Genomic DNA, 25,523 nt, shown 5'->3' with positions numbered 1-25,523 from the left:
CCAGGAGCAGTTCCGGCAAAGTCTCCCGTTTGGAATTGCTCATCCAAGGAAAAGCGCCAACGAGACGCCGCGGCCCTCCCCGCGGCGTTTTCGCCTTTACCAGCCTTCCTCCAGCACCCGGCCCAGCATGTCGGCGAAAAAGTCGGCGCTCTCGCGGGATAGGCAGAGCGGCGGCTTGATCTTCAGCACGTTCAGGTGGTCGCCGGTCGGCTGCATGATGACGCCGAGATCGAGCAGGCGGTCGCAGATCGCCGCCGTCTCCTCGGTCGCCGGCGACAGGGTCTCCCGATCGCGCACGAATTCGACGCCGAGATAGAGTCCCATGCCATGCACCGCGCCGATCAGCGGGAAGTGCTGCCCTAGCGCTTCGAGCCGCGCCTTCAGATAGCCGCCGACCACCTGTGCGTTTTCCGGCAACCGTTCTTCGGTCAGGATATCCAGGACCACCTGCCCGACGACGGAGCTCACCGGGCTGCCGCCCGAGGACGAGAAGAAGTACCCCTCCTTCTCCAGCGCATCGGCGATCTCGCGGCGGGTGATGACGGCGCCGAGCGGATGGCCGTTACCCATGCCCTTGGCGACGGTAATGATATCGGGCACGACGCCCTGCTCCTCGAAGCCCCAAAAATAGTCTCCGAGGCGACCATAACCGACCTGCACCTCGTCGGCGATGCAGACGCCGCCGCGGGCCCGCACCATGGCATAGACCGCGTCGAGATAGCCCTTCGGCAGCGGAATACCGCCGGCATTGCCGTAGACCGGTTCGCAGATGAAGCCCGCGAGCTTCTCGTCCGCCGCGTCCAGCTCGGTCAGTTTCTTGACGACGGAGCGCACATAGCTGTCGGTCGTGTCGGCGCCGCGGAACTCGCCGCGATAGGTGTTGGGCGCGGTGACCGGATGCACCCAGGCCGGGCGGGTTTCGAGCGCCTGCGGATTGTCGGCGATCGAGGTCGACACTGCGTCGCTCGCGACCGTCCAGCCGTGATAGGCCTCGAGCAGGCTCACGATGTTGCGCGCTCCGGAATAGGCCCAGGCGAGCCGCAGTGCCAGATCGTTCGCCTCCGAGCCGCTGTTGACCAGAAACACCGTGTCGAGCCCATCCGGCGCGAGCGCTGCAAGCCGCGTCGAGAGTTCGGCGACGGAGGCATAGTGAAAACGCGAATTGGTGTTGAGCAGCGACCATTGCCGCCCCACCGCGGCTGCAAGCCGCGGATGCCCATGGCCGAGAATGGTCACGTTGTTGACCATGTCGAGATAGCTGCGGCCCTCGATGTCGAACAAATGGTCCTTCCAGCCGCGCTCGATCTGCGGTGGTTTCAGGTAGTAGTTCTTCTGCGGCCTGGCGAAGTGCTGCTGGCGGCGGGCAAGCAGTGTTTCGCTGTGCGGCTCCGGCCCATCGCATTCGAAGCCGAGGACGCCGGCCGGCGACGGGCACAGGTGCTTCCACGCCGCCGCCTGACGCGGCACGACGAAAAGCGGAGGCACGAGACCATGCTCGCGGCAAAGCTGGACGCGGATCAGGCCGTAGGAGTGCTGCTCGCCGGAGACGACGCCCAGCACGGCACCAGCAACGATCGTCTCCTCGAGGTCGGCACCGGCTTCCACGCCCTCGAGAAACAGGCTGGCTTCGGCCCCTTCGAGCACCAGCAGCCCGTCCTGCCGGACGATACGGGCGGCAAAGGGAGCGACAATCTCGCGACCGGCCTCCAGGCAGATGTCGACATGCAGTGCGAAGGTGGCATCGGGCTTCGGTGACCGCAGCTGGGTCTCCGTCATCCGGTATTCGCCATAGCGCGTCGTCGCGATGCCGATTGCATGGGCGGCGTGTTGCAGCAGCGAGATCGGCAATCCCTGGTGCTGCCAGCGCTCCTCTGGCAACAGCGGGCTCAGGATCGAGAGGTCGATCTGGCGCACGTCAGTGGGGCCGAGCCCCTGGATGAGGCTCTCACCGGTCACTCGGGCCGAGTCCGGCGCAAAGCCGACGGCCGAAAGAATGGCGTGCTCCATCAATGCCGAAGGCACCGACGACGCGACCTCGAAGATCTCCCGCTCATGCGCGGCATTGCCCTCGACGTAAGCATTGTCGGGCTCGCGGGAGAGTTGGTGTTCGGAGCTTGCGACCAGCACCGCAGCGCGCGCAACGATCAGCGGCCAAAGCGCCTTCAGTTCCACCTCGGTCAACGGGCATGCCGCATGAAACGCCTTGACCGCGGGTAGGATGAACCACGGGTCTCCATCCGCATGATGCAGCAGCGAGGCGCAGGTAACGGCGAGTTCTGCAGCCAGCCAGCCATTGAGGATATCGCCGAAATCGATGACGCCGTCCGGCATCGCCCGGCCGGCGGCGTCGAGCCGGCTGACCACATTGTCGTCGGTGACGTCATGGTGGATCGCCTGGGTTCTGAGTTCAGGGGTAAGCGGCTGCAACCGCCGCATGGCGCCGACCATCACTTCAGCGATGCGCTTCTTGCGCTGCTGGTCCGCCATATCGGTAAGCAGATGCAGGACGACGGGGCCGGCGCGCCTCAGATCCCATTGCAGTTCCCGCTCGAGCCCCGGATGCTCGAAGTCCTCCAATGCCGACGCGAGCTGACCCGCCAGGCCGCCGAGGGCAGCCACGGCTTCGCGCGAAAGATGTTTGCGCCGGGTGAGCGGTTCGCCTTCGAGATAGGTGAGCAAGCGGATGCGATAATCCGCGCCGCGGACGGCAACGCTCTCGATCGCCTCGCCCTTGAGAGAGGGCACGACCTCCGCAACGCGTGCCGTCGGCAGACGTTTGCCAAGGTGCCGCAAGGCCGCATTCTGCGCTTCCAGTTCCAGCGGCTCGTATTCCGCCCGGCAGATCTTCAGCACATAGCGCCGCTCGCCGGTGTCGAGACGGTAGTTGCGGTCCTGCTGGCTGCCGAGTTCGCTGATCGTGCCCGACAGGCCATAGTGTTCGGCGAGCAGCGAACGCGCCTCCTCGGCGCCGACATCGGGTCTCGGGAGCTCGGTGCGAAGCTTCAGCGGATCCTCAACCATGATCTCGTCATCCTCCCCTTAGGCGGTCGATCCTCCGAATCGACCGGAATGTTGTCGAGAATAGAGCGGGATCAAGGAAAAGATGTGCGGTTTCCCGATTACACCCACCCGCAACCTACTGCGAGATGCCTTCGAGCCGATAGCGCGTGCCGGGATAAAGCAGCCGCGCTGTCGTCACATTGCCTGCGTCCGACCACGTGCGGCGCCGGATCATCAGGCACGGTTCGTTGCGGTCGATGCCGAGCAATTTGCATTCCCAGAGCTGCGGTGCGACCGCTTCGACGATCTGCTCGGTGCGGGTGATCGGCGCCATCGCCGTCAGATAGGCGTTCGGCGTCATCGCCTGGAAATCCTGCTCCAGATAGCGCGGGCAGATCGCCGGATTGACGAAACGATCCTCGATCTGGATCGGCAGGCCGTTTTCCGAGTGCACCATGATCGAATGGAAGACGCGGGCGCCGGTGGCAAGCCCGAGTGCATAGCCGATGTCAGGCGTCGCGACCTCTTCCTTGAGCAGCGTCATCAACGACGTATGGGCGTGGCCACGTTCATGGATCTCGTCGGCGATGTTGCGGACTTCGAGCAGCGCGGTGCTGCCCTTGTGCGCGGCGACGAAAGAACCGACGCCCTGCACCCGCGTGATCGCGCCTTCGGTTGCCAGTTCCCTCAGCGCCCGGTTGGCGGTCATGCGGCTGACGCCGAGGTCGGCAACGATCTCGTTTTCCGAGGGGATGCGATGATGGGCGGGCCATTCACCGCTCTCGATACGGCTGCGGATGAACTGCTTGACCGCCTCGTAGCGCGGCATCGGGCCGTCTTCGAAAGCGATTGTCTCGTTCCGTTTTCCCAGTGCCGTCATCAACTCAAGCCCCGCCTTTCCGCGCCGCCGAACAAATCATGCGCATTCGCCCTCGAATCTTTTCGTTCATTTCACGCTTGCGCGCCAGCGTAAAATATCTATAGTTCCATATACAACTACGTACAGGAAAATGCACATGGCTAGTTTTCCCGTCAACCGGATCTTTGCAGAACGGGCTCTCCTGCCCGGCGGCTGGGCCGAAAACGTCGCGATTTCGCTCGACGCTTCCGGTCGCATCGCAGCGATCGAAACCGGCAGCACCGCCGCTAGCAGCGACGAGCGCACGGCCGGGCCGCTGATCCCGGCGATCGCCAACCTTCACTCCCACGCCTTCCAGCGCGCCATGGCCGGCCTTGCCGAAGTGGCGGGCAGCGGCGACGACAGCTTCTGGACCTGGCGCGAGGAAATGTATCGCACCGTCGGGCTGGTAAACCCTGACGACGTCGAGGCGATCGCCGCCAAGCTCTATATGGAAATGCTGAAGGGCGGTTTCGGCCACGTCGCCGAGTTTCACTATCTGCACCACCAGGCCGACGGCACCCCCTATGCCGACCCGGCCGAAATGTCGCTGCGCATTCTCGCTGCCGCCCGCACGACCGGCATCGGCCTCACGCATTTGCCTGTCTTCTACGCCCACGCCAATTTCGGCGGCGTCGCGCCCAATCCCGGCCAGCGGCCGTTCCTGCACGATCCTGATCATTTCCTCGCACTGCTTGAGCGGCTCGCGCCGCTCTGCCGCGACGCCGGCCATACGCTCGGCTACGCCATCCATTCGCTGCGCGCCGCAACGCCCGAGGAGATGCGCATCATCCTCGATGCCGCACCCGTTGCCGGTCCGATCCACATCCATGTGGCCGAGCAGACCAAGGAAGTCGACGACAGCCTCGCCTGGAGCGGCCGCCGCCCGGTCGAGTGGCTGCTCGATGAAATGCCCGTCGACGCACGCTGGTGCGCAATCCACGCAACGCATCTGACGGAAAGCGAACGGCAGCGTCTGGCGCGTTCGGGCGCCGTTGCCGGCCTCTGCCCGGCGACCGAGGCCAATCTCGGCGACGGCATTTTCCCGGCGGTCGATTTCATGGCCGAAGGCGGCGTCATCGGCGTCGGCACCGACAGCCACGTGGCGACCAGCGTCGCCGAGGAGTTGCGGCTGCTCGAATACGGCCAGCGCCTGCGCGACCGCCGCCGCAACCGGCTGGCCACCGGGCCGGGCGCCTCGATCGGCCGAACCATCTTCGACGCGGCGCTCAAGGGCGGCGCCCAGGCCGCCGGTCAGAAGGCGGCCGGCATCACCGTCGGCGCGCGCGCAGATTTCGTCGTGCTTGACGGCAGCAATCCCTACATCGCCGCCGCCACCGACAACCAGATCCTCGACCGCTGGCTCTTTGCACTCGGCGGCGAGACTGTCCGCGACGTCATGGTCGCGGGCGCGTGGAAGATCCGGAACGGACGCCACGACCGGGAGGACGATATCGACCGCGCCTTTGCGCGGGTGCTGATGAAACTGAAGTAATCGTCAAAGCCAAAAATCAAATCAGGGAACAGCTTAATGTCGATCAACAAATTGAAACTCACCCTGGCCGCAACCGGCCTCGTGCTCGCGGCCTCCACCGGCAGCGCCAGCGCTTCGTATTGCGGCGACGGCAAGACCGTCATGTTCGCCGGCATCGATTGGGAAAGCGGCGCCTTCATCACCGAAGTGATGAAGACCATTCTTGCCAAGGGCTACGACTGCCAGGTGGATTCGATCCCCGGCAACTCGGTGACGCTGGAACAGGCAACCGCCAATAACGACGTCCAGATCTTCGCCGAGGAATGGCTCGGCCGTTCGGACGTCTGGAACAAGGCGGTCGAGGAAAAGAAGGTCGTCGCCGTCGGCAAGACCTTCGTCGGCGCCAGCGAAGGCTGGTTCGTGCCGGAATACGTCATCAAGGGCGATGCGTCGCGCAGCCTTGAAGCCAAGGCGCCGGACCTGAAGAGCGTGTCGCAGCTCTCCGATCCGAAGATCGTCGAGCTCTTCGCCGATCCGGAAGAGCCCAGCAAGGGCCGCTTCCTCAACTGCCCTTCGGGTTGGACCTGCGAGGGCGTCAGCTCCGCCAAGCTCGAAGCCTACAAGCTCGGCGAAACCTATGTGAACTTCCGCCCGGGCACCGGCACGGCGCTCGATTCCGCCATCACGTCCGCTTACCTCCAGGGCGAACCGATCCTCTTTTACTATTGGTCGCCGACGGCGATCATGGGCAAGTTCAAGCTCGTGCAACTCGAAGAGCCGGCCTATAGCGAAGAGTGCTGGAAGGAGCTTTCGAGCGCCAACGGCAAGCGCGAGCAGGGCTGCGCCTTCCCGTCGGTCGACGTCTCCTACGGCGTCAACAGCACCTTCGCGCAGGAAGCCCCTGAAATCATCGCCATTCTCGAAAAGGCGACTTTCCCGCTCGACGCCGTCAACGGCAGCCTCGCCTACATGGCCGACAACAAGGTCGACGCGACGGCAGCGGCCGCCGAGTTCCTGAAAACCAAGGCCGATGTCTGGGGCAAGTGGGTTTCGGACGAAGCCCGCGGCAAGATCGAAGCCAGCCTCAAGTAATCGCGACCAGCCGCCGGATCAGGCTTCATCGCCGCGTCTAGCGCGGCGATGAAGCCTGATCCGGCGGCCGGCCACATACCCGTGGCAAGTGCCGCCGGCGGCCGATCTGTGTCCGCTGGCAGCCCGAGCAAGGAACGCATCCGATGTTTCCGGATTCTCTCAATCTCTCCATTCGCGGGCCGGTGAACGATTTCATCCAGGCGCTGGTCAGCGGTTATGGCTGGGTCTTCAAGGCGATCAGCGCCGTAATTCTGAAAGCCGTTCTATTCATCGAATGGATCCTGCGCGGCCTGCCCTGGTGGGTCGTCATCCTGATCTTCATGGCGCTCGCCTGGCAAAGCTCGAAGCGCTGGACCCTGACGGTCGCCGTCGGCGTGCTGCTGTTCTTCGTCGGCGTGCTCGGCCTCTGGGACCTGACGATGCAGACGCTCGCCCTGATGCTGATGGCAACGATCGTCTCCGTCGTCATCGGTGTGCCGATGGGCATCTTCGTCGCCAAGAGCCGGACCGTGCGCAGCATCACCCTGCCGGTGCTCGACGTAATGCAGACCATGCCGAGCTTCGTCTACCTGATCCCGGCCTTGATGCTCTTCGGCCTCGGCAAGGTCCCGGCGATCCTCGCCACCATCATCTATGCCGTGCCGCCACTCATTCGCCTTACCGATCTTGGCATCCGCCAGGTCGACCATGAAGTGGTGGAAGCAGCGACCGCTTTCGGCGGCAGCCCCAACCAGATCCTCTTCGGTGTCGAGCTGCCACTCGCCACGCCGACAATCATGGCCGGCCTCAACCAGACGATCATGATGGCGCTGTCGATGGTGGTCGTCGCCTCGATGATCGGCGCCCGCGGCCTCGGCGAGCAGGTGCTGAACGGCATCCAGACGCTCGACGTCGGCAAGGGGCTGGAAGCCGGTATCGGCATCGTCATTCTCGCGATCGTTCTCGACCGCATCACGCAAGGCTTCGGCAAGAGCCGGACGGAGGATCCCCGCAATGGCTGATATCGAGATCCGCAACGTCTACAAGATCTTCGGGCAGGACGCGAAAGCCGCGCTCGCCATGGCCAAGGAAGGGCTCAACAAGTCCGAAATCCTCGCCCGCTCCGGCTGCAGCGTCGGCCTCAACAATGTCAGCCTGACGATCGGCGCCGGCAAGATTTTCGTAATCATGGGGCTTTCTGGCTCCGGCAAGTCGACGCTGGTGCGCCACATCAACCGGCTGATCGAGCCGACCAGCGGCGAAGTGGCGTTCGACGGCAGCAACATCCTGGACCTCGACGCCAAAGCGCTGCGCACCTTCCGCATGCACCGCGTCAGCATGGTGTTCCAGAGTTTCGCGCTGATGCCGCATCGCACCGTGCTGCAGAACGTCGTCTACGGCCAGCGCGTGCGCGGCCTGCCCAAGGCCGAGGCCCGCGACATCGGCATGAAATGGATCGAGACCGTCGGCCTTGCCGGCTACGACGCCAAGTACCCGCATCAGCTTTCCGGCGGCATGAAGCAGCGCGTCGGCTTGGCTAGGGCGCTGGCCGCCGATACCGATGTGATCCTGATGGACGAGGCCTTCTCGGCACTCGACCCCTTGATCCGCGCCGACATGCAGGACCAGTTGCTGCAGTTGCAGCAGAACCTTTCAAAGACCATCGTCTTCATCACCCATGATCTCGACGAGGCGCTGCGCATCGGTTCGGAAATCGCCATCCTCAAGGACGGCCAGGTGGTGCAGGTCGGCACGCCGGACGATATTCTGGAACGGCCGGCCAACGATTACGTTGCCCGCTTCGTGCAACGCCGACAGGGACGACCGGAAGCCCATGAGTGAGAATGTAGTCCTCGATGCACCACTGACCTGGAAGCAAATCGCAGCGGTCGCCAATGGCGCACCGCTCGCGCTTTCCGATGCAGCACGCCAGCGCATCGTCCACGCTCGCCGGGTCGTCGACGCTCTGGTCGAGCGCGGCATCCGCGGCTACGGCATCAACACCGGTGTCGGCGCGCTCTGCGACGTCGTCATCGACCGCGAGAACCAGCAGGCGCTGTCGCGCAACATCATCCTCAGCCATTCCTGCGGCGTTGGCGAACCGCTCGCCCGGCCCGAAGCCCGGGCGGTGATGGCCGCCCAGATCGCCAACTTCGCCCACGGCTATTCCGGCGTGCGCATTGAGACGGTCGAGGCGCTGCTGGCACTGCTCAACGCCAACCTCATCCCCGACATCCCCTCGCGCGGCTCGGTCGGCTATCTCACCCATGCGGCCGCGATCGGCCTCGTGCTGATCGGCCACGGCACCGTCGATAACGGCAAGGGCAAGATCAGCGGCGTCGAGGCGCTCGCGCGGATCGGCCTCAAGCCGCTCAGGCTCGAAGCCAAGGAGGGCCTGAGCCTTGTCAACGGCACGCCCTGCGCCACCGGCCTTGCGGCATTGGCACTGTCGCGCGCTACGCACCTCTTCGACTGGGCGGATGCCGCCGCCGCGATGACCTATGAAAACCTCGGCAGCCAGGCGAATGCCTTTGCCGCCGGTCCATTGGCGCTTCGCCGCTCCAAGGGGCTGGATGAGGTCGGAGCATCCCTGCGCGATTTTCTCGCCGGCAGCCCGATGCTCGCCGAGACCGCCGGCACCCGCACGCAGGATCCTTTAAGCCTTCGTGCCGTGCCGCATGTGCATGGCGCTGCCCGCGATGCACTGGCCCACGTCGCCGAAGTCGTTGACCGCGAGCTTGCAAGCCTCACCGACAACCCGGCCGTGTCGGGCACGCCCGAAGCGCCGGAGGTGCATTCGCAGGCCCATGCGGTGGGCGCTGCACTCGGCCTTGCCATGGACAGCCTGGCCGTCGCCGTTGCCGAAGTCGCTGCCATCTCCGAGCGCCGCATCGACCGGCTCGTCAATCCGCTGGTGAGCCGCCTGCCGGCCTTCCTCGCCGGCGATAGCGGTGTTGCCTCCGGCTTCATGATCGCCCAGTACACCGCCGCCTCACTTGCCGCTGAAAACCGACGCCTGGCCGCCCCCGCCAGCCTCGATGGCGGAATCACCTCGGCGCTGCAGGAGGACATCCTGACCCATGCGACGCCGGCCGCTTGGAAGGCACTTGCCATCGCCGACAACCTCGAAACGATCCTTTCGATCGAACTGCTTGCGGCGTCGCAGGCCTATGACCTGCAGCCGCGTGGCCGCGCCGCACGCACCGACGCGCTTTACCGGCGCATTCGCTCGGAAATCCCCACCTATGCCGACGACCGGCCGCTCAACGGCGACTTCGCCCGCATGCGCACACTGATCGAAGGAGGCACGCCATGAAGGTGCTTCGCGCGAAAGACTACAAGCGCATGCCCTGGAAGAACGGCGGCGGTGAGACGGTGGAGATCGCCATTATCCCCGAGAACGCGTCGCTTGCCGATTTCGACTGGCGCGTCAGCATGGCGACCGTCGCCACCGATGGCCCCTTCTCCAGCTTCCCCGGTATCGACCGCACACTGTCGATCCTTCAGGGCAAGGGTATGCGGCTGATGATCGAGGGTCGCAAGCCCGCTTTGTTGACCGGCGAGACGGCGCCGCTCCCCTTCCCGGCCGACGTCGCGACATCAGCGACCCTCGTCGACGGTCCGATCGTCGACCTCAACGTCATGACACGGCGCGGCAGGCTCACGCACTCGGTTCAGCGACTGGCACTCGATCATCCGCACAGGGCAGAAAGCCTGGGGGGCACGACCCTCGTGCTTTGCCACGGCGGCGCCGTGCGGTTGACTGCAAGTGACGCCACGGCCGAACTGGCAGCGGGCGACACGGCCGTGCTGACGGGTGCAGCCTCCTTAACCATCGAACCGGCGGCCTCTGCCGTCCTCTTCCTGATCACCATCGACAAGCCGGCCGCCTGATCGGGCGCCGTCTCGCGTCGTTCAGCCGCGCCTCAGATGCAGCAGGGGATAGGGCCGGCCTGCATCGTCGACAGGCGAACGCCCGACCACCTCAAAACCCATTCGCCGATAGAAACCGGCGCCGGACACATTCTGCTCGTTGACGTCAACCGTCAGCACCGGATGCAGGCTCATCGCATGCTCGACAAGCCGCCGACCGACGCCAGCGCCGCGCGCCTCGGCCTGGACGAAGAGCGAGTCGATCTGCGCCCCACTCATGCCCATTAAACCGAGCGCCAGGTCATTTTCATCCGCGGCGATCCAGAACTCGGCGGCCGGCAGATACTGGTCGCGCACCAGCACCTCGATCGCAGCAAAATCCTCCGGCGTCAGGAAATCATGGGTGGCGACAACGGCGCTGCGCCAGATCTCGAAGGTGCGCGGAAAATCGGATGGACGGGAGGGGCGGATGGAGATGGTCATGATGCAATCGCTTCTGAAAATGCGGCGGCGCGAGGCGTGCCGTGCGTCCGACTGTGGCCAACGCAGTTTTGCGAAGGCGCCAGCCTGTGAAGATGTCCGGTCCTGATCCGGTCCCGGACCGCGCACCTTATCCGCAGCCCCGACGATCGCAAGCGATCTCCGCACCTGCGGTTTTCAGGCCACGCCGGTTAAGAATTCAGCAACCATATTCCATGTTCCCCGGGGAACAGCACGATTGACGCCACACGATAGTCTCCATGTCACGGTTCTTAGCCACACATCAACGAACGCAGGGACTGGAGGACAAGGACATGATCAAAACCGCTTTCGGCGTCAACGTCACCGTACTGGTCTTCTCGATCACCGTGATCGCCATCATGCACTTCGCCCTGTCCCAATATCGCGCAGCCGAAATCGCCAACATCGACCTGCCGGACTACACGACGATCACTTCGTCGATTCATCGCTGAGGCGACCTACCCCGCGGCGGCAGCCGGGCAGCATGCCTGACTGGTTTCTACGCACACCCTCTCAAGCCGCATCTGCAGGCGCTGCCATCGATGATGGCGGCGCCTTTTGCATCGATCATCGGCTCCATGTATGGCCAAAGGGATTATGATAGGGAACGCTGACTGAACGAATCGCCGCTCAAGACAGCGTTGGCAGCATATCCAGGAAGGCCCGAAATGACGGATCCGCAAAACGAACTGAAACTCAGCGCGTTCAAGTTCCACGAGCAGGCCGTCCGCGCCTCCGTCGGCGGAAAACCGCTCGCACTCGATGCGTTGGAACTCGGCGGCGAAATCCTGGTGGTACTGACCTGGCTCGGCAATTCCGAAAGAGGCCTGCGCAAGCCGGAATACGTCCTGCCCCTGAGCGCCGTGGCGCATCAGGCGCTGAGCAACGATCAGGACGCCAAATACAAATGGGCCATCGGCGCCCCGCTGCCGCAATCGCTCTTTGACGGCAGCGCATCAAGGCAATTCCGCAGACAGTTCGGGGTCAAGAGCGGACCGGCGCTGACATTGCCCTTGAAGCCGCCGCACCATTGACGGCGATTGTGCGTGCCTCAGACGAGCGCTTTCGCGTCAGATCTACCTCATCAATCATTGCAATCTTAAAATCGTTAGAGATTGATGCCGTAACCGGGCCAGCCACGAGCAGTCATCTCCAGATTGCGGAATGGAACCGTCCCCGCTTACCATGCGTAGGATGGGGGATATGCCTATGAACGACAGAGGCTTCTACATTCCGGTTCTAAGCGCGCTGACCTTGGCCGCCTTTGTACTGCTTATTCGCTTCTTTCCAGATGTGACGAACTGGGAGCTCTGCGAAGCGTCGAGATGCACCGTACAGGATTGGCTGGCAGCGACGGCCGGCTGGGTGGGATTTCTCGCAGCCGCAGTCGGCGCATACTTCGTTTATCACCAATTGGCGGAACAAAGGCGACAAACTGCATTCGCGCTCGGAGATGGCGATCCCGTCTTTCAGGTCCACGTGTACGCTTTCGACCACACACGTGCGGTTCTGCGCTTCATCAATTGGAACAGGCGTACCCTCGCCATTCACCGGATCAGGATCCGGTGCGCGGATGTCGCAATTCCCATGCCGATCAAGTTTCGCTGGTCTGAGGACCAATTCACGCCCGGCGGAGTCGTCAACGACTGCGGGATCAATGCGGCAGGATGGCTCAACACAGTGCCTGGCGTAGAAGGCTGGATAGACAGACAAGGTCGTCCAGATATCTTCGACTTCCAACTGCTCTTCCAGGAAGAAGTTGAAGACTTCATCGAACTCATTGGGGGTCTTAGCACTACAACGATCGCTGAGATCATTGTAAACGCACAATATGAAGACGGTACGGAAAGACCGATTGATTTTAGGCTGAGGGTACCCGTCATCGATTTCCTGCGAACACGGCAGCACGTGTACATTTGCACACTGCGGATGGCTAAGAGCATTCGAACAGAGTGCCCGCTTGGCGCCTTTTCAGCAACTTATTCAGCGCGCGTAATGAATCGACCACCTCATTCGCCACGAGGTGGTAACGCATGCCGCACAAGCAAACTATTATCGATTCACTCGGGAACAAATGGTAGCGGAGGAGGGATTCGAACCCCCGACACAAGGATTATGATTCCTCTGCTCTAACCTACTGAGCTACTCCGCCGGGTACCGCGTCAGGGCTTCGAAGTGGAAGCCGTCTTGACTGGACGGGCGGCTTATACGGCCCGCTTCCGCCCACTGTCAACCCAAGTCTCCGGGAAAATGTGAAGTTTTCACAACAGCCTGGAAATCAAGGGCTTCAGGCGGCTGCCTGCGCCGAAAGCAGCGCCTTCAGCGCGGCTTCTGCGCCGGCTTCGCGTTCCGATTTACGAATAAATCCGCCGCCATAGACGCGCGCGTCCTCGCCGACGCCGGAATAGAGCGCGCAGGCCTGGCCGGGTGCAATACCGGCTTCGCCTTCCGCAAGCTCCACATAGATGCCCTCTTCGTCCATCGCGAGCACGGCAGGCGCCGGCTGGCGGGTGGAGCGCACCTTGGCGAAACATTCAAAGCCCCGCGCAGCGGCCACTTCGACGTCCTCATCACCCAGCCAGTTGACGTCGCGCAGGTAGACGCGGCGCGTTTCCAGCGCCTCCTTGGGGCCGACGATGACGCGGCGCGAGCGGGCGTCGAGATAGACGACGTAGAGCGGCTCGCCGGTCGCAACGCCGATGCCGCGGCGCTGGCCGATCGTGTAGTGCAGGATGCCCTCATGCGTGCCGAGCAAGCGGCCGTCGAGATGCACGATCTCGCCGGAAAGCGCTGCATTCGGCTTCAGCTTCGACACGATGTCACTGTACTTGCCCTGGGGCACGAAACAGATGTCCTGGCTGTCTGCCTTCTGGGCGACGACGAGGCCCATCTCCTCGGCGAGCTTGCGGGTCTCGGCCTTGGAGAGATGCCCCAAGGGGAAGCGCAGATAGTCGATCTGCTCCTGCGTCGTTGCAAAGAGGAAGTAGCTCTGGTCGCGATCGGCATCCGTCGGCCGGTAGAGCGCCCGCTGGCCGGCATAGCGCGGTTTTGGGCTCGGGCGCGAGCGGATGTAGTGGCCGGTCGCCAGCGCATCGGCGCCAAGCTCCTTGGCGGTCAAAAGCAGGTCGGCAAACTTGACCGTCTGGTTGCAGGCAACGCAAGGGATCGGCGTTTCGCCGGCGATATAGCTTTCGGCGAAGGGATTGATCACCGTTTCGCGGAAGCGCGCTTCGTAGTCGAGCACGTAGTGGGGAATGCCGAGGGTTTCGCAGACGCGGCGTGCATCGTCGATGTCCTGGCCGGCACAGCAGGAGCCGGCACGGTGCACGGCGGCGCCGTGATCGTAGAGCTGCAGCGTGATGCCGAGAACGTCGTAGCCCTCGCGTTTGAGCAGGCCGGCAACGACGGAACTATCGACGCCGCCGGACATGGCAACGACGACACGCGTATCTTCGGGCTTGCGGTCAAAATCGAGACTGTTCACGGGATCCAATCCGGCCTTCGGGCGGCAACCTTGCGCCTGCCCTGTTTCACGCTTCATGCGATGCTTTGCCGAGGAACTCTCGGCCCACGGCATCTTCGGCTCCGCGGCGGCCGGCATCAATCGGATGCATAGAGCGCGTCGCAGTACTTTCAGTTCCGCGACATATAGAAACTTGTCCGTCCGGCGGCAAGGCCGGCAGCTGCCGCTGCCCGGCCTTAAAGGCGTCAGATCAGCTTCAATCGCATGGCGCGGGCAATCGCCTGCATGCGGTTGACGGCATCGAGCTTGCGGGTCGCGCTCTTGAAGTAGCTGCTGACCGTGTAGGTCGAGATCCCCAGGATGATGCCGATCTCGTCGCTGCTCTTGCCGGCAGCCGCCCAGCGCAGACATTCCAACTCGCGACTCGAGAGTTTTTCACGTGCCGTATTGCCGGTGTCGAAGGTGCGCTCCAGGCATTCGAAAAGCTGGACCAGCGTGAGATACAGCGTCGCCCGCTCGACGCCGGCAGGTGCCTCGCGGCGGCCCGAAAGCATGGCGATGAAGGGATCGCCGCCACTCGTGTGCAGCAGCACCGCGAAATGGCGCGCCATCTCCGGATGGGCCAGCAGGCGGTGCACCATGGCCTCGTCCGCGGGCTTGGCCGCAACATCGAGCAGCTCGGCCCCGCCGGTCACCGGCAGCTTGGTGAACCGCAACTTTTCGACCAGCCCGCTCGACTGGAAAGTCTCGCAGGCGTCGTACTGGCGCACCAGTTCGGACGGCCAGTTGCTGAGCACCAGCCGCTCGGAAAAGCGCTGCTGTTCGGCCAGCGGCATGCGCGCGATCATGAAATGGCCGAAGCCATAGCGCGCGATCAACCGCCGCATGAGATGCAGAAGTTCGTACTCGGTGCGGACGGTGGCCGTATCGATGTCCGAAAACATCTCCACCGTTTCAGCCTCGCGCAGCAAGGCCGGTTCATGCGATTCCTTCATCTGCGATCACCACATCCCCGGCGCCACCGCACCGGTCGAGAGAAATACAAACAACGCCCCACATCTTCAGGAGCATGAAATTCACCCGACAGGCGAAATAAAACTGCCGCTCCCGGCCTGCCCGCGAAAGAAACGCGCCCGGCTGTGAAAACTATGACGATGCACCAAGAATGAATGCGGGAGCGTACATACGACGCTCATCCTTATTTCGGGGCTTCGTTACCAAAAATTTTAGTTAAAGTGAAATGTGGTATTTGCATGGCTCCCATGTCAATTCCGCGAGAATCCGGATTGTTCTCAAGCGTTTCCACAAGTCGGGGAAATATTGCCCCAAGATCTAAGGGGCGCCGCACACGGGCAAAAGCCCGCCGGAAGTGTCTCAAATTATGAGCAAATTGTTACTTGACGCTTAGGCAAATGTTAAATGTGGCAGGCTAAGGTCACGGTCATATGGTCTTGAGTTTGTGTAGAGAGTCCCATGACCGAAATGATGCGACCACGCGTGAAATATGTCATCGGCCCCGATGGCAGCCCTCTGACGATTGCGGATCTGCCGCCGGCTAATACCCGGCGCTGGGTGATCCGCAGGAAGGCTGAGGTTGTTGCCGCCGTGCGCGGTGGCCTGTTGAGCCTGGAAGAGGCGTGCGAACGCTATACCCTTACCGTCGAGGAGTTCCTGTCCTGGCAGTCCTCGATCAACGATCACGGTCTCGCCGGCCTGCGCACCACTCGCATCCAGCAGTATCGCCACTAATTCGCCCATCACAGGGCCATAGGTCGCGCGGCGGCTCCGGGTTTCCCGGGGCCGCCGCCGTCGTTTTTCCAGGTCCCGCGCGCACCGGCATTGGTTGCGTTTAACGAACGCTCTGTGCACCGACGATGGCGGGGCAGGCGATTCCGATTTGCGGAAAACTGCGCTAGCTTCCACGCAGACAAACCCGTTCATCAAGGAAGGCTGCCATGGAAATTATGCACGAGGAAACCGGATCGCACGGCCGCTACTCGACATCAGTCGAAGGCCATACCGGTGAAATGACCTATTCGCGCACCTCGCCTCAACTGATCATCGTCGATCATACGCTCGTTCCGGATGCTCTGCGCGGCAAGGGTGTCGGCCAGGCGCTGGCCAAGCATGCGATCGAGGAAGCCCGCAAGGGCGGCTGGAAGATCATTCCGCTCTGCCCTTTCATGAAGGCCCAGGCGATGCGGCATCCCGAATGGCAGGATGTCATCCAGGGTTGAGACACCCGCGGCAGCCACGGCATAATCTTAAATCGAAATCGCGACCTTGGCGCGTCTTTCAAGACGCGCGGCGCTGTCGGTCCCAAAATGAGAAGACCCGCCCGGATGCCGAGGCATCGGGCGGGTCTTTTTGTCTTGTCACGATCGTGCCGGATCGGATCGTGCCAGCCGCATGATCCGTCAAGGATGGAACCATCTGCTCCGAAACGGGCTATCGGCCCGTCCAACGGACAAATCCCCCTTGCCAGATCCGGCTCGGGGTTCAAATCACCCTTTGGAACAAGGCGTTACGGCCCGCTGCGCCGGATTATGGCGCAGGAGCCGCAGCTATGCCCGCAGGCGGGTCGACGTGTCCCGCTCTTCGAGGGCCGCCGCCTTCGCGTATTCGGCCTGCACTTCTTCGAGCGCGAGTTCGGCAGCATCCTGCTGCGTCTTCAGTTCGCGAATGGAAACCTGAAGATTGTCGGCTCTTTGACGTGCGGCCTTGGCAAAGGTGGGATAGGCGAAGTGCTGGGGATCGGAGATACCCGACTTCTTCTCCTCGAAAATAATCTGATTTTCCAGATCCTTGGTCATCCGTTCGAACTCAGCCATCATCATCTGAAGCTGGTTCAGCTGACGCTGCTTCTCCCGGACCTGAAATTCCTTCAGGCGGACAAGGCTCTCACGTGCTTTCATACGCAATACTCCCGTGGATAACGAGACCCCGGTTACTGATTTGCCCGCGAGCCGGCCCGAACAGGGCCGGAAACGAAAAATCTTCAGCGATATTAACAAAAGCCTACCGCTGGTAACCTTTCGTTTACGGGCATCGTTAATCATAGGCGTGATGATTTAAGGCTCCGTAAATGCTGAGGCACGAAATGTGACCGCCCCGGCATTAACGAGTCAGAAGAGTCAGATAACGGCATTTCCTCATGTTTCACATGAGATTAGCCGTTCTGGATTCACGTTTGAAATCAGGAGACTGCTAAAAATATTTAACAAACTCGATACACCTTGCCAGAGGGAATCAGAATTTGTTAACCATTTGGTGGCAGCCTCCAAATCAGGCAACGACTGGATCCGTATCGCGTAAGGGTGCCACGACAACCTTGGGCGGCGGAAAAGGGGAAGAATATGCGGGTTCTATTAATTGAAGACGACAGTGCAACGGCTCAGAGCATTGAGCTGATGCTCAAGTCCGAGAGTTTCAACGTCTACACCACCGATCTCGGTGAAGAAGGCGTCGATCTCGGCAAACTTTATGACTATGACATCATCCTTCTCGACCTCAATCTGCCGGACATGTCCGGCTACGAAGTCTTGAGAACGCTGCGTCTTTCCAAGGTGAAGACACCCATCCTGATTCTTTCGGGTATGGCCGGCATCGAAGACAAGGTTCGCGGCCTGGGCTTCGGCGCAGACGACTACATGACCAAGCCGTTCCACAAGGACGAACTGGTCGCTCGCATTCATGCGATCGTCCGCCGCTCCAAGGGCCACGCCCAGTCGGTCATCTCCACCGGCGAGCTCATCGTCAACCTGGATGCCAAGACGGTTGAAGTCGGCGGACAGCGCGTCCACCTGACCGGCAAGGAATACCAGATGCTCGAGCTGCTCTCGCTGCGCAAGGGCACGACGCTCACCAAGGAAATGTTCCTGAACCACCTCTACGGCGGCATGGACGAGCCGGAACTGAAGATCATCGACGTCTTCATCTGCAAGCTGCGCAAGAAGCTTGCAAACGCCGCCGGCGGCGCCAACTACATCGAAACCGTCTGGGGCCGCGGCTATGTGCTGCGCGAGCCGGATGGTGCCGAATACGCCGAAACTGCCTGATTCCCCGCCAGGGCTTGCACCGATCCCCGCATGATGCGGGCCCGACATTCAAGAGTTTCGCAAAACCCGCCTTATGAGGCGGGTTTTGTTTTGCGCGCAAACAACCACGCTTGCCGGTCCTGCAATGCCCGGCGGATGCCAGGGTTGCGGGCGCCTGCACCCTCCCCTTCCCCGACGCTCGAAAATCTGATCCGCTCGCCCGCTCCTTACACAACAAAAAGCCGCGGCAAACGCCACGGCTTGATTTTGCTGCAAACAGATCAGGATAAGGCGGCTCAGGCCGCCATCGACTGGCTCGCGAAAACGCTGGTCAGGATCTTGCGGTCGAAAGGTTTTAGCAGGAAGTCGTCCGCGCCAGCGCGCTTGCCGGCCATCATCTTCTTCAGGTCTGCCTCGACGACGCAGTAATAGATCCGCACCGAAGGGCCGTTCGGCAACCGGCGAATATTGCCGATGAGCTCGAGCGCGCCTTCGAGACCCGCGTCGATGATCAGGATGTTCGGGAGTTCCGCTTCGCAGCGCACAAGCGCCTCGAGGCTGTTCGACGCCTCGTAAACCATGAAGCCCATGCCGGAGAGGATACGTTTTCCAACTTTCCGCACGACATCCGAGCCGTCGGCAATCATCAAACGTCGCATGTCCAACTCCCTTCGCCACTTACCTATACGCGTATCGGCATTCCTGAAACAACTCTATACAAATTTGGGAAAGATTTCGTTACGGAGTTTGCTTAACGAAGCTTTTTCATGCGGGATCAACACTCTGAAAACATTAAATTTTCCAGAATGCGAGCGAGATCGAAACGCATATGGCAGATACGTTTCCGCCGGATGCGATGGCACCCGGCGGCTGTCGAGAAGTCAAGAAATCGGAATTCCTGGCGCCGTCGAATTAAACCTCAGGCTGCATTTTGGCCGTAAAGATGATTTCCTCGCCGGTCGAGGTAACGGCGATTTCCATGCGCGCCTCCTCGCCGAGAAGCACGGTGTAATAGGGCTGGATCGAATGGGCATCGACCGCCTCTTCCGGCGTGCCGGACAGGAGTTCCACCAGCCTCGGCGGTACCCGCATCATCCGGCCCTTCGCAACGAGCGTGAACGCGGCGTCGAATTCCGGATTCTCGAGCGTCACGTCGATCGAGCCGCCGCGCGGAATTGCGCCGTAGGCAATCAGGAACAGGTTTAGAAGCAGCTTGACCCGGTTCTTGGCGATGATCGCCCGCGGGCCGTGCCAATTGACCTCGGTCTTCTTCTCGGCAGCGGCAAAATCCTTGGCGGCCTTTTCCGCTTCGCCGGTGTCGATCGACGCGCCGACCGAACCCGAGGCACCGAAGGCAAGGCGCGCAAACTTCAGCCGGACAGAGGCGTTGAGCGCGCTCGTGCGGATGAGGTCCATCGCATCGGCATCGGCGCCGCCCTCGTCGAGCAGTTCCAGGCCGTTGTTGATGGCGCCGACCGGGGAAATGATGTCGTGGCAAACCCGGCTGCACAGAAGCGCGGCCAGATCGGGTCCCGTCAATGTCAGGTTCGGATTCGTTGCCATCTTAGTTCCTTGTTTGGTGCCATCGGCCGTCGCCTGGAGCACGCGCCGTGGTCACGCCGGTAAACCCTCACGCGTGAAGACGCAAGTCATGAGCTGCCCGGCGCAGCCGTTCATCAGTGGAACATAATGACACCACATTTGGTAAACCGATTGTTAAGACCATCAGTTCAAATTGCATGGCATTGGTCCAGACCCCAACTGGCCGAGCGGTGATCTGACTGTCGGCCACTGCAAACCCGCAAGCGAGCAATTTTCGCGCCTGACGGAGGATATGATGCATCAGATCATGAAGGCAGCCACATCGGCTGGCCGTGTTGTCCTGGCCACGATGTTTCTGGTCGCCGGCGCCCTGTCCGCTGCGCACGCCCAGTCGGCGAACAACAACAGCCAATACACAATGCAGGAAATCGTCGATGCCGGTCACGGCTTCTTCGGCGAAACCTCGGGCGGCCTTGCCAAGGTCGTCGAACGTGCCTTTGAACGCTACGGCCTGCCGAACGGCTACATTCTCGGGCAGGAAGGCTCAGGCGCGTTCATCGCCGGCCTCACCTATGGCGAAGGCGAGCTCAACACCAAGAATGCCGGACAGCACAGCGTCTTCTGGCAGGGTCCGTCGCTCGGCATCGACTGGGGTGGCCAGGGCAGCCGCGCGATGATGCTCGTCTACAATCTGCCGAGCGTGCCGGCGCTCTACAAGCGCTTCGGCGGCGTCTCCGGCTCGGCCTATGTGGTTGCCGGCGTCGGCATGACGGTGCTGACCGACGAGAACATCGTCGTGGTGCCGATCCGCACCGGCATCGGCGCGCGCCTCGGCGTCAATGTCGGCTACCTCAAGATGACCCAGACCCCCACCTGGAATCCCTTCTAAGACCGTTGCCGGACCTGCCTGTCGCAAAATCCGGCACCATAGACTTGCAGCGCACGAAACGTCATGTTTAGTGCAAGGAAGCGGAAGATGGAGCGCCTGCCGCGCCCTTTGTGGCCGGGCAGGCGGTTCGGTTTCCGGTCCAGTTTCGAAACGGCCAGCTCGTGATCCAATTCTCGCTTCTCTTTGCCCTGGGCTTTCTGACGGCGATCATCATCGGTCTCCTGGTCGCACCGGCGATCCACCGCCGTATCGTGCGTTTCGCCGAGGACCGGCTGAAAGCGACGATGCCGCTTAGCCCTCAGGAGGTGCGCGCGCAAAAGGATGCTGCCCGCGCCGCCTTTGCCGCCGAGAATGCCCGCACGCTTCAGGCCCTGAAGCGCGAACGGGACAAGGGCGTGTCGCTGATGCTGACCAACGAGAAGAGCCTGCAGGAAGCCCGTCGCCTCAGTGGCGAAAACGCCGATCTGCACGCCCAGCTGGCCGACATGAACGTTGAGGCGGCAGACATGCGCTCGGCCATCCGCCAGTTCGAACAGCGGCTGGAACGCATGAAGGCGACCCTCGACAGCGTCGAGCGGGACAACGCCGGCAAGGCTGACGAGATCAGAAAGCGCGACGCCCAGCTCGCCCAGGATGCGGCCCAGACCGACAATCTGCGGATCGATCTGGCTGCGCGCGAGACCGAGGTCGAGCATCTGAAGAGCCGGATTGCCACGCTGCGCGACGAGCGCGAAGCCCTGCGCAGCGACTTGAAGACCGAGACCACCCATGCAAAGGAAATGGAGCTCCGCCTGTCGCGCGACGGGACCCGCCTGCACCGGTTGGAAGACAAGCTTGCGCGCGAAATGGCGACCAGCGCCGATCGCGAGAGCGCGCTCGAAAGGCGCGCCGGGGAAATCGAGAGATTGAAAGCCAAGGTCAAGGACACCAACCAGGAAATGCGTGACGCCGCCAAGGCTCTCCGCGCCGCGGGCGTCGCCTTTCCCCTGCGCCGCGACCGCAAGCCGGCATCCGAACCGGCCGCCAACGGCGCCGCGGAACCGGCCCAATCCGCAGGAGGGGAGCCCGGCTCCATCGTCGCCGCCGACGACCTGCGCAATCGCGCCACCGCCCTTTCGGAGCGCCTGACCAACTCCAAGTCCGCAGCCCATGACGAGGCGCTTCGTGATGAAGTCGCAGCAATCGCCGCGGGCATGGTCGCACTGACGGCGACGAACGAAGGCGCCGCCTCCCCCATCCTCGGCCTGCTCTCGGGCGAGGATGAAGGCACCGGTAACAGGAAAAGCCTGGCAAAGCGCGTCAAGGACATCCTGCCGCGCGAGTAGTGCACGCAGCCGTCGGAATCATCTGCCCTTCCACCAGTGCGAACCGTCAGATCCGGCCGTTGATCAATGCCACCTGGTGCAATGCGATGCCCGCCGCGGTCGACACATTGAGGCTGTCGAGCCCAGGACGCTGGCGGATGCGCGCCGTCTGGATCGCCGTCATCACCGATTGCGGCAGCCCCTCGCCCTCGGTCCCCATCAGAAGCGCCGTGCGCTGTGCCGCCGGGATCGCCCCGATGTCGGTCGTTCCCACCGGCGACAGGCCCCAGATTGCAAAGCCCGCATCCTGCAACTGCTGCAGCATGACGGCAACGGACCCTTCGCGGGCAAAAGGCACCGTCAGCACGGAACCGACGGAAACGCGGATCGCCTTGCGGTACATCGGATCGCAGCTCGTCTCGTCCATCAGCACCGCATCGACGCCGAAGGCCGCGGCGTTTCGGAAAAGCGCACCCATATTGTCGTGGTTGGAGATGCCGCAGGCCGCCAGCACCAGGCTCGACGCGGGTAGCGACGCGATCAGCGCGTCGCGATCCGGCTCGCCTTCGCGGCGCCCGAGTGCCAGCACGCCGCGATGCATGTTGAAGCCGGCGATCGCGTCGAACACCTGCGCATTCGCCACATAGACCGGCACGTCAGGCGGGAAACGCCGAAGAATGTCGCCAACGCCCTCCAGACGGTTTTCCAGAAGCAGGAGGGCCTCCGCCGCAAAGCCACGGCCGGCCCCGTGCGCGGCAGCCAGCATGCGCAGCACCACGGTGCCTTCGGCGATGAAGCGACCCTGCCGCCCCGTCAGATCGCGTTCCTTGATCGAGACGAAACCGGCGATCCGGGGATCGGCGGGATCGTCGATGCGCAAGACGGGCGGGAGGGCGCCTGGCATGCCGTCAGTTCGTCCGAACGGTAATATCCGCAACGATGCGGCCGGTGCCGATGTCGAAGACGATGGCGCGCGGCTCGGCGCCGGGCAGGTTGCCGTAGAACAGCACCTGCGAGCCCGAAAGCGCGACATTCGTCACGGTGAAGCCTGCGGGCAGCGCGGCAACGGCGTTGAGCGGTGCCTCGCTCGGGACGACGGCAGCGGACGTCTGGGCCGGCGCTTTCTCATCCGTGCGTGTCAGCTTGTAGACAATCGTTCCAAGGACAGCCATAAGCATGACCAACATGACGCCGGCCGAGACGAGCTGCAGCTTCACCATCTTGCGGCGGACATTTTCCATCGCCGGATCTAGCGGCTTGTCTTCCTGGTCGTCGGGCTCGATTGCGGTCATGGCTGGCCTTTTTTCGGATTTTTAGCGGAATGAACGACCCCTTTAAACAAGCAACGGCCAATAGGAAAGTCCTGACGGCGGGCGAGGATGCCGCAGGGCGGCTCGATTCCTTCCTGACGGACGCACTTTCGGGTGAATTCTCCCGCAACCGCATCAAGGCCCTGATCGAACAGGGTGCGGTGTCGGTCAACGGCAAGCCGGTGAGCGAACCGAAAAAGAAGGTACAACCGGGCGACGTTTTCGAGATCGACCTGCCCGAGCCGGAAGATCCCGAGCCGAAGGGCGAGAACATCCCCCTCGACGTGCTCTATGAGGACAGCGACCTGATCGTGCTGTGCAAGCCGGCCGGCCTTGTCGTGCATCCGGGCGCCGGCAACTGGACCGGCACACTGGTCAACGCCCTGATCCACCATTGCGGCAGCAGCCTGTCGGGCATCGGCGGCGTCAAGCGCCCCGGCATCGTCCATCGCCTCGACAAGGAGACGAGCGGCGTCATGGTCGTCGCCAAGAACGATGCGGCCCATCGCCATCTCTCGGACCAGTTTGCCGACCACGGTCGCACCGGCCCGCTCGAGCGCGCCTACCGGGCGGTCGTCTGGGGGCGGCCACGGCAACTGAAGGGTACGATCGACGCGCCGCTCGGCCGCGCCGGCGACCGGACGAAGCGCGCGGTCAAACGCGAGGACAGCGACGACGCCCGCGAGGCGATTACCCATTACGAGGTGGTCGAGCGCTATCTCGAAAAGCCCGACGGCACCTCGCTCGCCTCGACCATCGAATGCCACCTGGAAACGGGCCGGACCCACCAGATCCGCGTGCATATGGCTCATATCGGCCACCCGCTGATCGGCGATCCCGAATACGGCGCCGCCTTCAGAACCAAGGCGAACCTTCTGCCGGAGGCCGCCAAGACCGTCGTCAACCAGTTTCACCGCCAGGCGCTGCATGCCTTCATGCTGCAGTTCGAACACCCCTCGACCGGCGAGACCATGCATTTCGAAGCACCGATGCCGGCCGACATGGCAGCGCTGATCGACGCGCTGCGCAGCGGGGAGTGACCGCCCCTTGAAATCCGGCGAAAGAATTCCGATCTAAGGCGAGCCTCTATTCGTGACATTTCCGTCGCTCCGGCGTCACATGCTTGTGAACCGGACTCCTTGAATCATGCTTTCGCCGTACTTATTTTCTACGTTCGTGGGGTCTTGACGAAGACCCACATGCCCGGCTTGCCGACCGGAGGCCGGAGACTAAAAAGGGGGGTGCTTCATATGGCCCGAAACAATTTGCCATCCATTGCCGCTGGAGAAGGCGGCCTCAATCGTTACCTCGACGAAATTCGCAAGTTCCCGATGCTGGAGCCGCAGGAAGAGTACATGCTCGCCAAGCGGTACCAGGAACATGACGACCGCAAAGCGGCACACAAGCTCGTCACCAGCCACCTTCGCCTCGTCGCCAAGATCGCGATGGGTTATCGCGGCTACGGCCTGCCGATCGGCGAAGTCGTGTCGGAGGGCAACGTCGGCCTGATGCAGGCCGTGAAGAAGTTCGAACCCGATCGCGGCTTCCGTCTCGCCACCTACGCAATGTGGTGGATCAAGGCCGCGATCCAGGAGTACATCCTGCGCTCGTGGTCGCTGGTCAAGATGGGCACGACCGCCAACCAGAAGCGGCTGTTCTTCAACCTGCGCCGCCTCAAGGGCAAGATCCAGGCACTCGATGAGGGTGACCTGAAGCCGGAGCAGGTCAAGGAAATCGCCACCACGCTCAAGGTGAGCGAGGACGAAGTCGTGTCGATGAACCGCCGCCTGTCCGGCGACGCCTCGCTCAATGCGCCGATCAAGGCGAGCGAGGGCGATTCCGGCCAATGGCAGGACTGGCTCGTCGACGATCACGACAACCAGGAAGAAATCCTGATCGAGCAGGACGAGCTCGAAAGCCGCAGGGCGCTGCTGGCAAACGCGATGAAGGTGCTCAACGACCGTGAGCGTCGCATCTTCGAAGCACGCCGTCTGACCGAAGATCCGCTGACGCTCGAAGATCTTTCGGCCGAGTTCGACATCAGCCGCGAGCGCGTCCGACAGATCGAAGTTCGCGCCTTCGAAAAGGTTCAGGATGCCGTGCGCAAGGCAGCGCTGGAGCGCGCCAATTCCCTGCGCGTCGTCGAAGGCGCCTGAGGCGA

The 25,523-nt window shown here is 62.6% G+C and carries 26 protein-coding genes and 1 tRNA gene; 15 read left to right on the top strand and 12 right to left on the bottom strand.

The annotated features are described in order from the left end of the window. Nucleotides 1–96: 96 nt before the first annotated feature. Together IB262_RS19045 and hutC are read right to left on the bottom strand one after the other, a co-directional pair. Nucleotides 97–3,021 carry an aminotransferase gene (locus tag IB262_RS19045; RefSeq protein WP_112976679.1) on the bottom strand — a complete coding sequence of 975 codons (2,925 nt, stop codon included), beginning with the start codon at nt 3,019–3,021 and terminating at the stop codon, nt 97–99. Nucleotides 3,022–3,136: 115 nt separating this feature from the next. Then, nucleotides 3,137–3,880, bottom strand: a complete 744-nt coding sequence (gene hutC, locus IB262_RS19040; protein WP_192493736.1) for a histidine utilization repressor — start codon at nt 3,878–3,880, stop codon at nt 3,137–3,139. A gap of 136 nt (nt 3,881–4,016) precedes the next feature. Here hutC and hutF point away from each other — a divergent pair, with 136 nt between their 5' ends. The 6 genes from hutF to IB262_RS19010 all read left to right on the top strand — a co-directional run bounded on the left by hutF (nt 4,017) and on the right by IB262_RS19010 (nt 10,337). Next, entirely contained in the window at nt 4,017–5,393 is a 1,377-nt protein-coding gene (hutF, locus tag IB262_RS19035; protein ID WP_112976680.1) for a formimidoylglutamate deiminase, read from the top strand. A 36-nt stretch (nt 5,394–5,429) separates the two neighbouring features. Next, a complete protein-coding gene (locus tag IB262_RS19030; RefSeq protein ID WP_034806494.1) occupies nt 5,430–6,464 on the top strand; it encodes an ABC transporter substrate-binding protein in 1,035 nt (344 codons plus the stop codon). Nucleotides 6,465–6,607: 143 nt separating this feature from the next. After that, entirely contained in the window at nt 6,608–7,465 is an 858-nt protein-coding gene (locus IB262_RS19025; RefSeq protein ID WP_034806492.1) for a proline/glycine betaine ABC transporter permease, read from the top strand. After that, nucleotides 7,458–8,285 carry a betaine/proline/choline family ABC transporter ATP-binding protein gene (locus tag IB262_RS19020; RefSeq protein WP_060518545.1) on the top strand — a complete coding sequence of 276 codons (828 nt, stop codon included), beginning with the start codon at nt 7,458–7,460 and terminating at the stop codon, nt 8,283–8,285. The genes IB262_RS19025 and IB262_RS19020 overlap by 8 nt, the downstream gene beginning before the upstream one ends. After that, nucleotides 8,278–9,759, top strand: a complete 1,482-nt coding sequence (gene hutH / locus IB262_RS19015) for a histidine ammonia-lyase (RefSeq protein ID WP_112976682.1) — start codon at nt 8,278–8,280, stop codon at nt 9,757–9,759. The genes IB262_RS19020 and hutH overlap by 8 nt, the downstream gene beginning before the upstream one ends. Further along, nucleotides 9,756–10,337: a HutD family protein gene (locus IB262_RS19010; RefSeq protein WP_112976683.1), complete on the top strand. Its 582-nt coding sequence runs from the start codon at nt 9,756–9,758 to the stop codon at nt 10,335–10,337. Before hutH ends, IB262_RS19010 begins: the two co-directional genes overlap by 4 nt. Nucleotides 10,338–10,358: 21 nt before the next feature. On the opposite strand, the gene IB262_RS19005 is transcribed toward IB262_RS19010, so the two are convergent. Further along, on the bottom strand, nt 10,359–10,799 hold the full coding sequence (locus IB262_RS19005) for an acetyltransferase (RefSeq protein ID WP_034806719.1): 441 nt from the start codon (nt 10,797–10,799) through the stop codon (nt 10,359–10,361). A gap of 311 nt (nt 10,800–11,110) precedes the next feature. Here IB262_RS19005 and IB262_RS19000 point away from each other — a divergent pair, with 311 nt between their 5' ends. Both IB262_RS19000 and IB262_RS18995 read left to right on the top strand, forming a co-directional pair. Beyond that, nucleotides 11,111–11,269, top strand: coding sequence for a hypothetical protein (locus IB262_RS19000; RefSeq protein WP_156133954.1), 159 nt, complete (start codon nt 11,111–11,113; stop codon nt 11,267–11,269). Nucleotides 11,270–11,485: 216 nt separating this feature from the next. Beyond that, the gene (locus tag IB262_RS18995) at nt 11,486–11,851 is read left to right on the top strand and encodes a hypothetical protein (protein ID WP_034806483.1); all 366 of its coding nucleotides are present in this window, start codon (nt 11,486–11,488) and stop codon (nt 11,849–11,851) included. A gap of 205 nt (nt 11,852–12,056) precedes the next feature. Here the strand turns inward: IB262_RS18995 and IB262_RS18990 are convergent, their stop codons facing one another. The 4 genes from IB262_RS18990 to IB262_RS18975 all read right to left on the bottom strand — a co-directional run bounded on the left by IB262_RS18990 (nt 12,057) and on the right by IB262_RS18975 (nt 15,275). Then, nucleotides 12,057–12,557, bottom strand: a complete 501-nt coding sequence (locus IB262_RS18990) for a hypothetical protein (protein ID WP_192493735.1) — start codon at nt 12,555–12,557, stop codon at nt 12,057–12,059. A 335-nt stretch (nt 12,558–12,892) separates the two neighbouring features. Next, nucleotides 12,893–12,969 (bottom strand) — tRNA-Met (locus IB262_RS18985). Nucleotides 12,970–13,104: 135 nt separating this feature from the next. After that, complete coding sequence (gene mnmA, locus IB262_RS18980) at nt 13,105–14,358, bottom strand: tRNA 2-thiouridine(34) synthase MnmA (protein ID WP_162728841.1); 1,254 nt, start codon at nt 14,356–14,358, stop codon at nt 13,105–13,107. A gap of 167 nt (nt 14,359–14,525) precedes the next feature. Then, nucleotides 14,526–15,275 (bottom strand): LuxR C-terminal-related transcriptional regulator, encoded by a 750-nt coding sequence (locus IB262_RS18975; RefSeq protein WP_034806462.1) that lies wholly within the window; start codon nt 15,273–15,275, stop codon nt 14,526–14,528. A gap of 478 nt (nt 15,276–15,753) precedes the next feature. Here IB262_RS18975 and IB262_RS18970 point away from each other — a divergent pair, with 478 nt between their 5' ends. Both IB262_RS18970 and IB262_RS18965 read left to right on the top strand, forming a co-directional pair. Further along, a complete protein-coding gene (locus tag IB262_RS18970; RefSeq protein ID WP_003527546.1) occupies nt 15,754–16,029 on the top strand; it encodes a DUF1153 domain-containing protein in 276 nt (91 codons plus the stop codon). Between the two features lie 206 nt (nt 16,030–16,235). Then, entirely contained in the window at nt 16,236–16,517 is a 282-nt protein-coding gene (locus IB262_RS18965) for a GNAT family N-acetyltransferase (protein WP_060581188.1), read from the top strand. Nucleotides 16,518–16,844: 327 nt separating this feature from the next. Here the strand turns inward: IB262_RS18965 and IB262_RS18960 are convergent, their stop codons facing one another. Further along, nucleotides 16,845–17,195: a flagellar export protein FliJ gene (locus IB262_RS18960; protein WP_034806460.1), complete on the bottom strand. Its 351-nt coding sequence runs from the start codon at nt 17,193–17,195 to the stop codon at nt 16,845–16,847. A gap of 441 nt (nt 17,196–17,636) precedes the next feature. Between IB262_RS18960 and ctrA the strand changes: the two genes are divergently transcribed. Continuing rightward, nucleotides 17,637–18,338 carry a cell cycle two-component system response regulator CtrA gene (ctrA, locus tag IB262_RS18955; protein ID WP_025424706.1) on the top strand — a complete coding sequence of 234 codons (702 nt, stop codon included), beginning with the start codon at nt 17,637–17,639 and terminating at the stop codon, nt 18,336–18,338. A 275-nt stretch (nt 18,339–18,613) separates the two neighbouring features. On the opposite strand, the gene IB262_RS18950 is transcribed toward ctrA, so the two are convergent. Further along, nucleotides 18,614–18,976 carry a response regulator gene (locus IB262_RS18950; RefSeq protein WP_034806707.1) on the bottom strand — a complete coding sequence of 121 codons (363 nt, stop codon included), beginning with the start codon at nt 18,974–18,976 and terminating at the stop codon, nt 18,614–18,616. 253 nt (nt 18,977–19,229) lie between these two features. Next, entirely contained in the window at nt 19,230–19,880 is a 651-nt protein-coding gene (locus IB262_RS18945) for a histidine phosphotransferase family protein (RefSeq protein WP_034806457.1), read from the bottom strand. 274 nt (nt 19,881–20,154) lie between these two features. Here IB262_RS18945 and IB262_RS18940 point away from each other — a divergent pair, with 274 nt between their 5' ends. Next, entirely contained in the window at nt 20,155–20,748 is a 594-nt protein-coding gene (locus IB262_RS18940; RefSeq protein ID WP_082572792.1) for an EipA family protein, read from the top strand. Nucleotides 20,749–20,909: 161 nt separating this feature from the next. Beyond that, entirely contained in the window at nt 20,910–22,073 is a 1,164-nt protein-coding gene (locus IB262_RS18935) for a hypothetical protein (RefSeq protein WP_112976685.1), read from the top strand. Between the two features lie 46 nt (nt 22,074–22,119). Here the strand turns inward: IB262_RS18935 and IB262_RS18930 are convergent, their stop codons facing one another. Continuing rightward, a complete protein-coding gene (locus IB262_RS18930; protein WP_112976686.1) occupies nt 22,120–22,956 on the bottom strand; it encodes an RNA methyltransferase in 837 nt (278 codons plus the stop codon). A 4-nt stretch (nt 22,957–22,960) separates the two neighbouring features. After that, on the bottom strand, nt 22,961–23,344 hold the full coding sequence (locus IB262_RS18925; RefSeq protein WP_034806447.1) for a hypothetical protein: 384 nt from the start codon (nt 23,342–23,344) through the stop codon (nt 22,961–22,963). Between the two features lie 29 nt (nt 23,345–23,373). Here IB262_RS18925 and IB262_RS18920 point away from each other — a divergent pair, with 29 nt between their 5' ends. Continuing rightward, nucleotides 23,374–24,402 (top strand): RluA family pseudouridine synthase, encoded by a 1,029-nt coding sequence (locus IB262_RS18920; protein ID WP_060518558.1) that lies wholly within the window; start codon nt 23,374–23,376, stop codon nt 24,400–24,402. Between the two features lie 210 nt (nt 24,403–24,612). Beyond that, nucleotides 24,613–25,518, top strand: coding sequence for an RNA polymerase sigma factor RpoH (gene rpoH / locus IB262_RS18915; RefSeq protein ID WP_034806441.1), 906 nt, complete (start codon nt 24,613–24,615; stop codon nt 25,516–25,518). The last annotated feature ends 5 nt before the right edge of the window (nt 25,519–25,523 follow it).

The sequence above is a fragment of the Ensifer sp. ENS02 genome, from assembly GCF_014851885.1.
GTDB classification, from domain to species: domain Bacteria; phylum Pseudomonadota; class Alphaproteobacteria; order Rhizobiales; family Rhizobiaceae; genus Ensifer; species Ensifer adhaerens.
The sequence above is the reverse complement of the archived record's forward strand: the minus strand, read 5'-3'. Positions and strand labels throughout refer to the sequence as shown.

Coding starts and splice junctions, on each gene's coding strand:
- IB262_RS19045 (WP_112976679.1), bottom strand. CDS start 3,021: ATGGTTGAGGATCCGCTGAAGCTTCGCACCGAGCTCCCGAGACCCGAT.
- hutC (WP_192493736.1), bottom strand. CDS start 3,880: ATGACGGCACTGGGAAAACGGAACGAGACAATCGCTTTCGAAGACGGC.
- hutF (WP_112976680.1), top strand. CDS start 4,017: ATGGCTAGTTTTCCCGTCAACCGGATCTTTGCAGAACGGGCTCTCCTG.
- IB262_RS19030 (WP_034806494.1), top strand. CDS start 5,430: ATGTCGATCAACAAATTGAAACTCACCCTGGCCGCAACCGGCCTCGTG.
- IB262_RS19025 (WP_034806492.1), top strand. CDS start 6,608: ATGTTTCCGGATTCTCTCAATCTCTCCATTCGCGGGCCGGTGAACGAT.
- IB262_RS19020 (WP_060518545.1), top strand. CDS start 7,458: ATGGCTGATATCGAGATCCGCAACGTCTACAAGATCTTCGGGCAGGAC.
- hutH (WP_112976682.1), top strand. CDS start 8,278: ATGAGTGAGAATGTAGTCCTCGATGCACCACTGACCTGGAAGCAAATC.
- IB262_RS19010 (WP_112976683.1), top strand. CDS start 9,756: ATGAAGGTGCTTCGCGCGAAAGACTACAAGCGCATGCCCTGGAAGAAC.
- IB262_RS19005 (WP_034806719.1), bottom strand. CDS start 10,799: ATGACCATCTCCATCCGCCCCTCCCGTCCATCCGATTTTCCGCGCACC.
- IB262_RS19000 (WP_156133954.1), top strand. CDS start 11,111: ATGATCAAAACCGCTTTCGGCGTCAACGTCACCGTACTGGTCTTCTCG.
- IB262_RS18995 (WP_034806483.1), top strand. CDS start 11,486: ATGACGGATCCGCAAAACGAACTGAAACTCAGCGCGTTCAAGTTCCAC.
- mnmA (WP_162728841.1), bottom strand. CDS start 14,358: ATGAAGCGTGAAACAGGGCAGGCGCAAGGTTGCCGCCCGAAGGCCGGA.
- IB262_RS18975 (WP_034806462.1), bottom strand. CDS start 15,275: ATGAAGGAATCGCATGAACCGGCCTTGCTGCGCGAGGCTGAAACGGTG.
- IB262_RS18970 (WP_003527546.1), top strand. CDS start 15,754: ATGACCGAAATGATGCGACCACGCGTGAAATATGTCATCGGCCCCGAT.
- IB262_RS18965 (WP_060581188.1), top strand. CDS start 16,236: ATGGAAATTATGCACGAGGAAACCGGATCGCACGGCCGCTACTCGACA.
- IB262_RS18960 (WP_034806460.1), bottom strand. CDS start 17,195: ATGAAAGCACGTGAGAGCCTTGTCCGCCTGAAGGAATTTCAGGTCCGG.
- ctrA (WP_025424706.1), top strand. CDS start 17,637: ATGCGGGTTCTATTAATTGAAGACGACAGTGCAACGGCTCAGAGCATT.
- IB262_RS18950 (WP_034806707.1), bottom strand. CDS start 18,976: ATGCGACGTTTGATGATTGCCGACGGCTCGGATGTCGTGCGGAAAGTT.
- IB262_RS18945 (WP_034806457.1), bottom strand. CDS start 19,880: ATGGCAACGAATCCGAACCTGACATTGACGGGACCCGATCTGGCCGCG.
- IB262_RS18940 (WP_082572792.1), top strand. CDS start 20,155: ATGCATCAGATCATGAAGGCAGCCACATCGGCTGGCCGTGTTGTCCTG.
- IB262_RS18930 (WP_112976686.1), bottom strand. CDS start 22,956: ATGCCAGGCGCCCTCCCGCCCGTCTTGCGCATCGACGATCCCGCCGAT.
- IB262_RS18925 (WP_034806447.1), bottom strand. CDS start 23,344: ATGACCGCAATCGAGCCCGACGACCAGGAAGACAAGCCGCTAGATCCG.
- IB262_RS18920 (WP_060518558.1), top strand. CDS start 23,374: ATGAACGACCCCTTTAAACAAGCAACGGCCAATAGGAAAGTCCTGACG.
- rpoH (WP_034806441.1), top strand. CDS start 24,613: ATGGCCCGAAACAATTTGCCATCCATTGCCGCTGGAGAAGGCGGCCTC.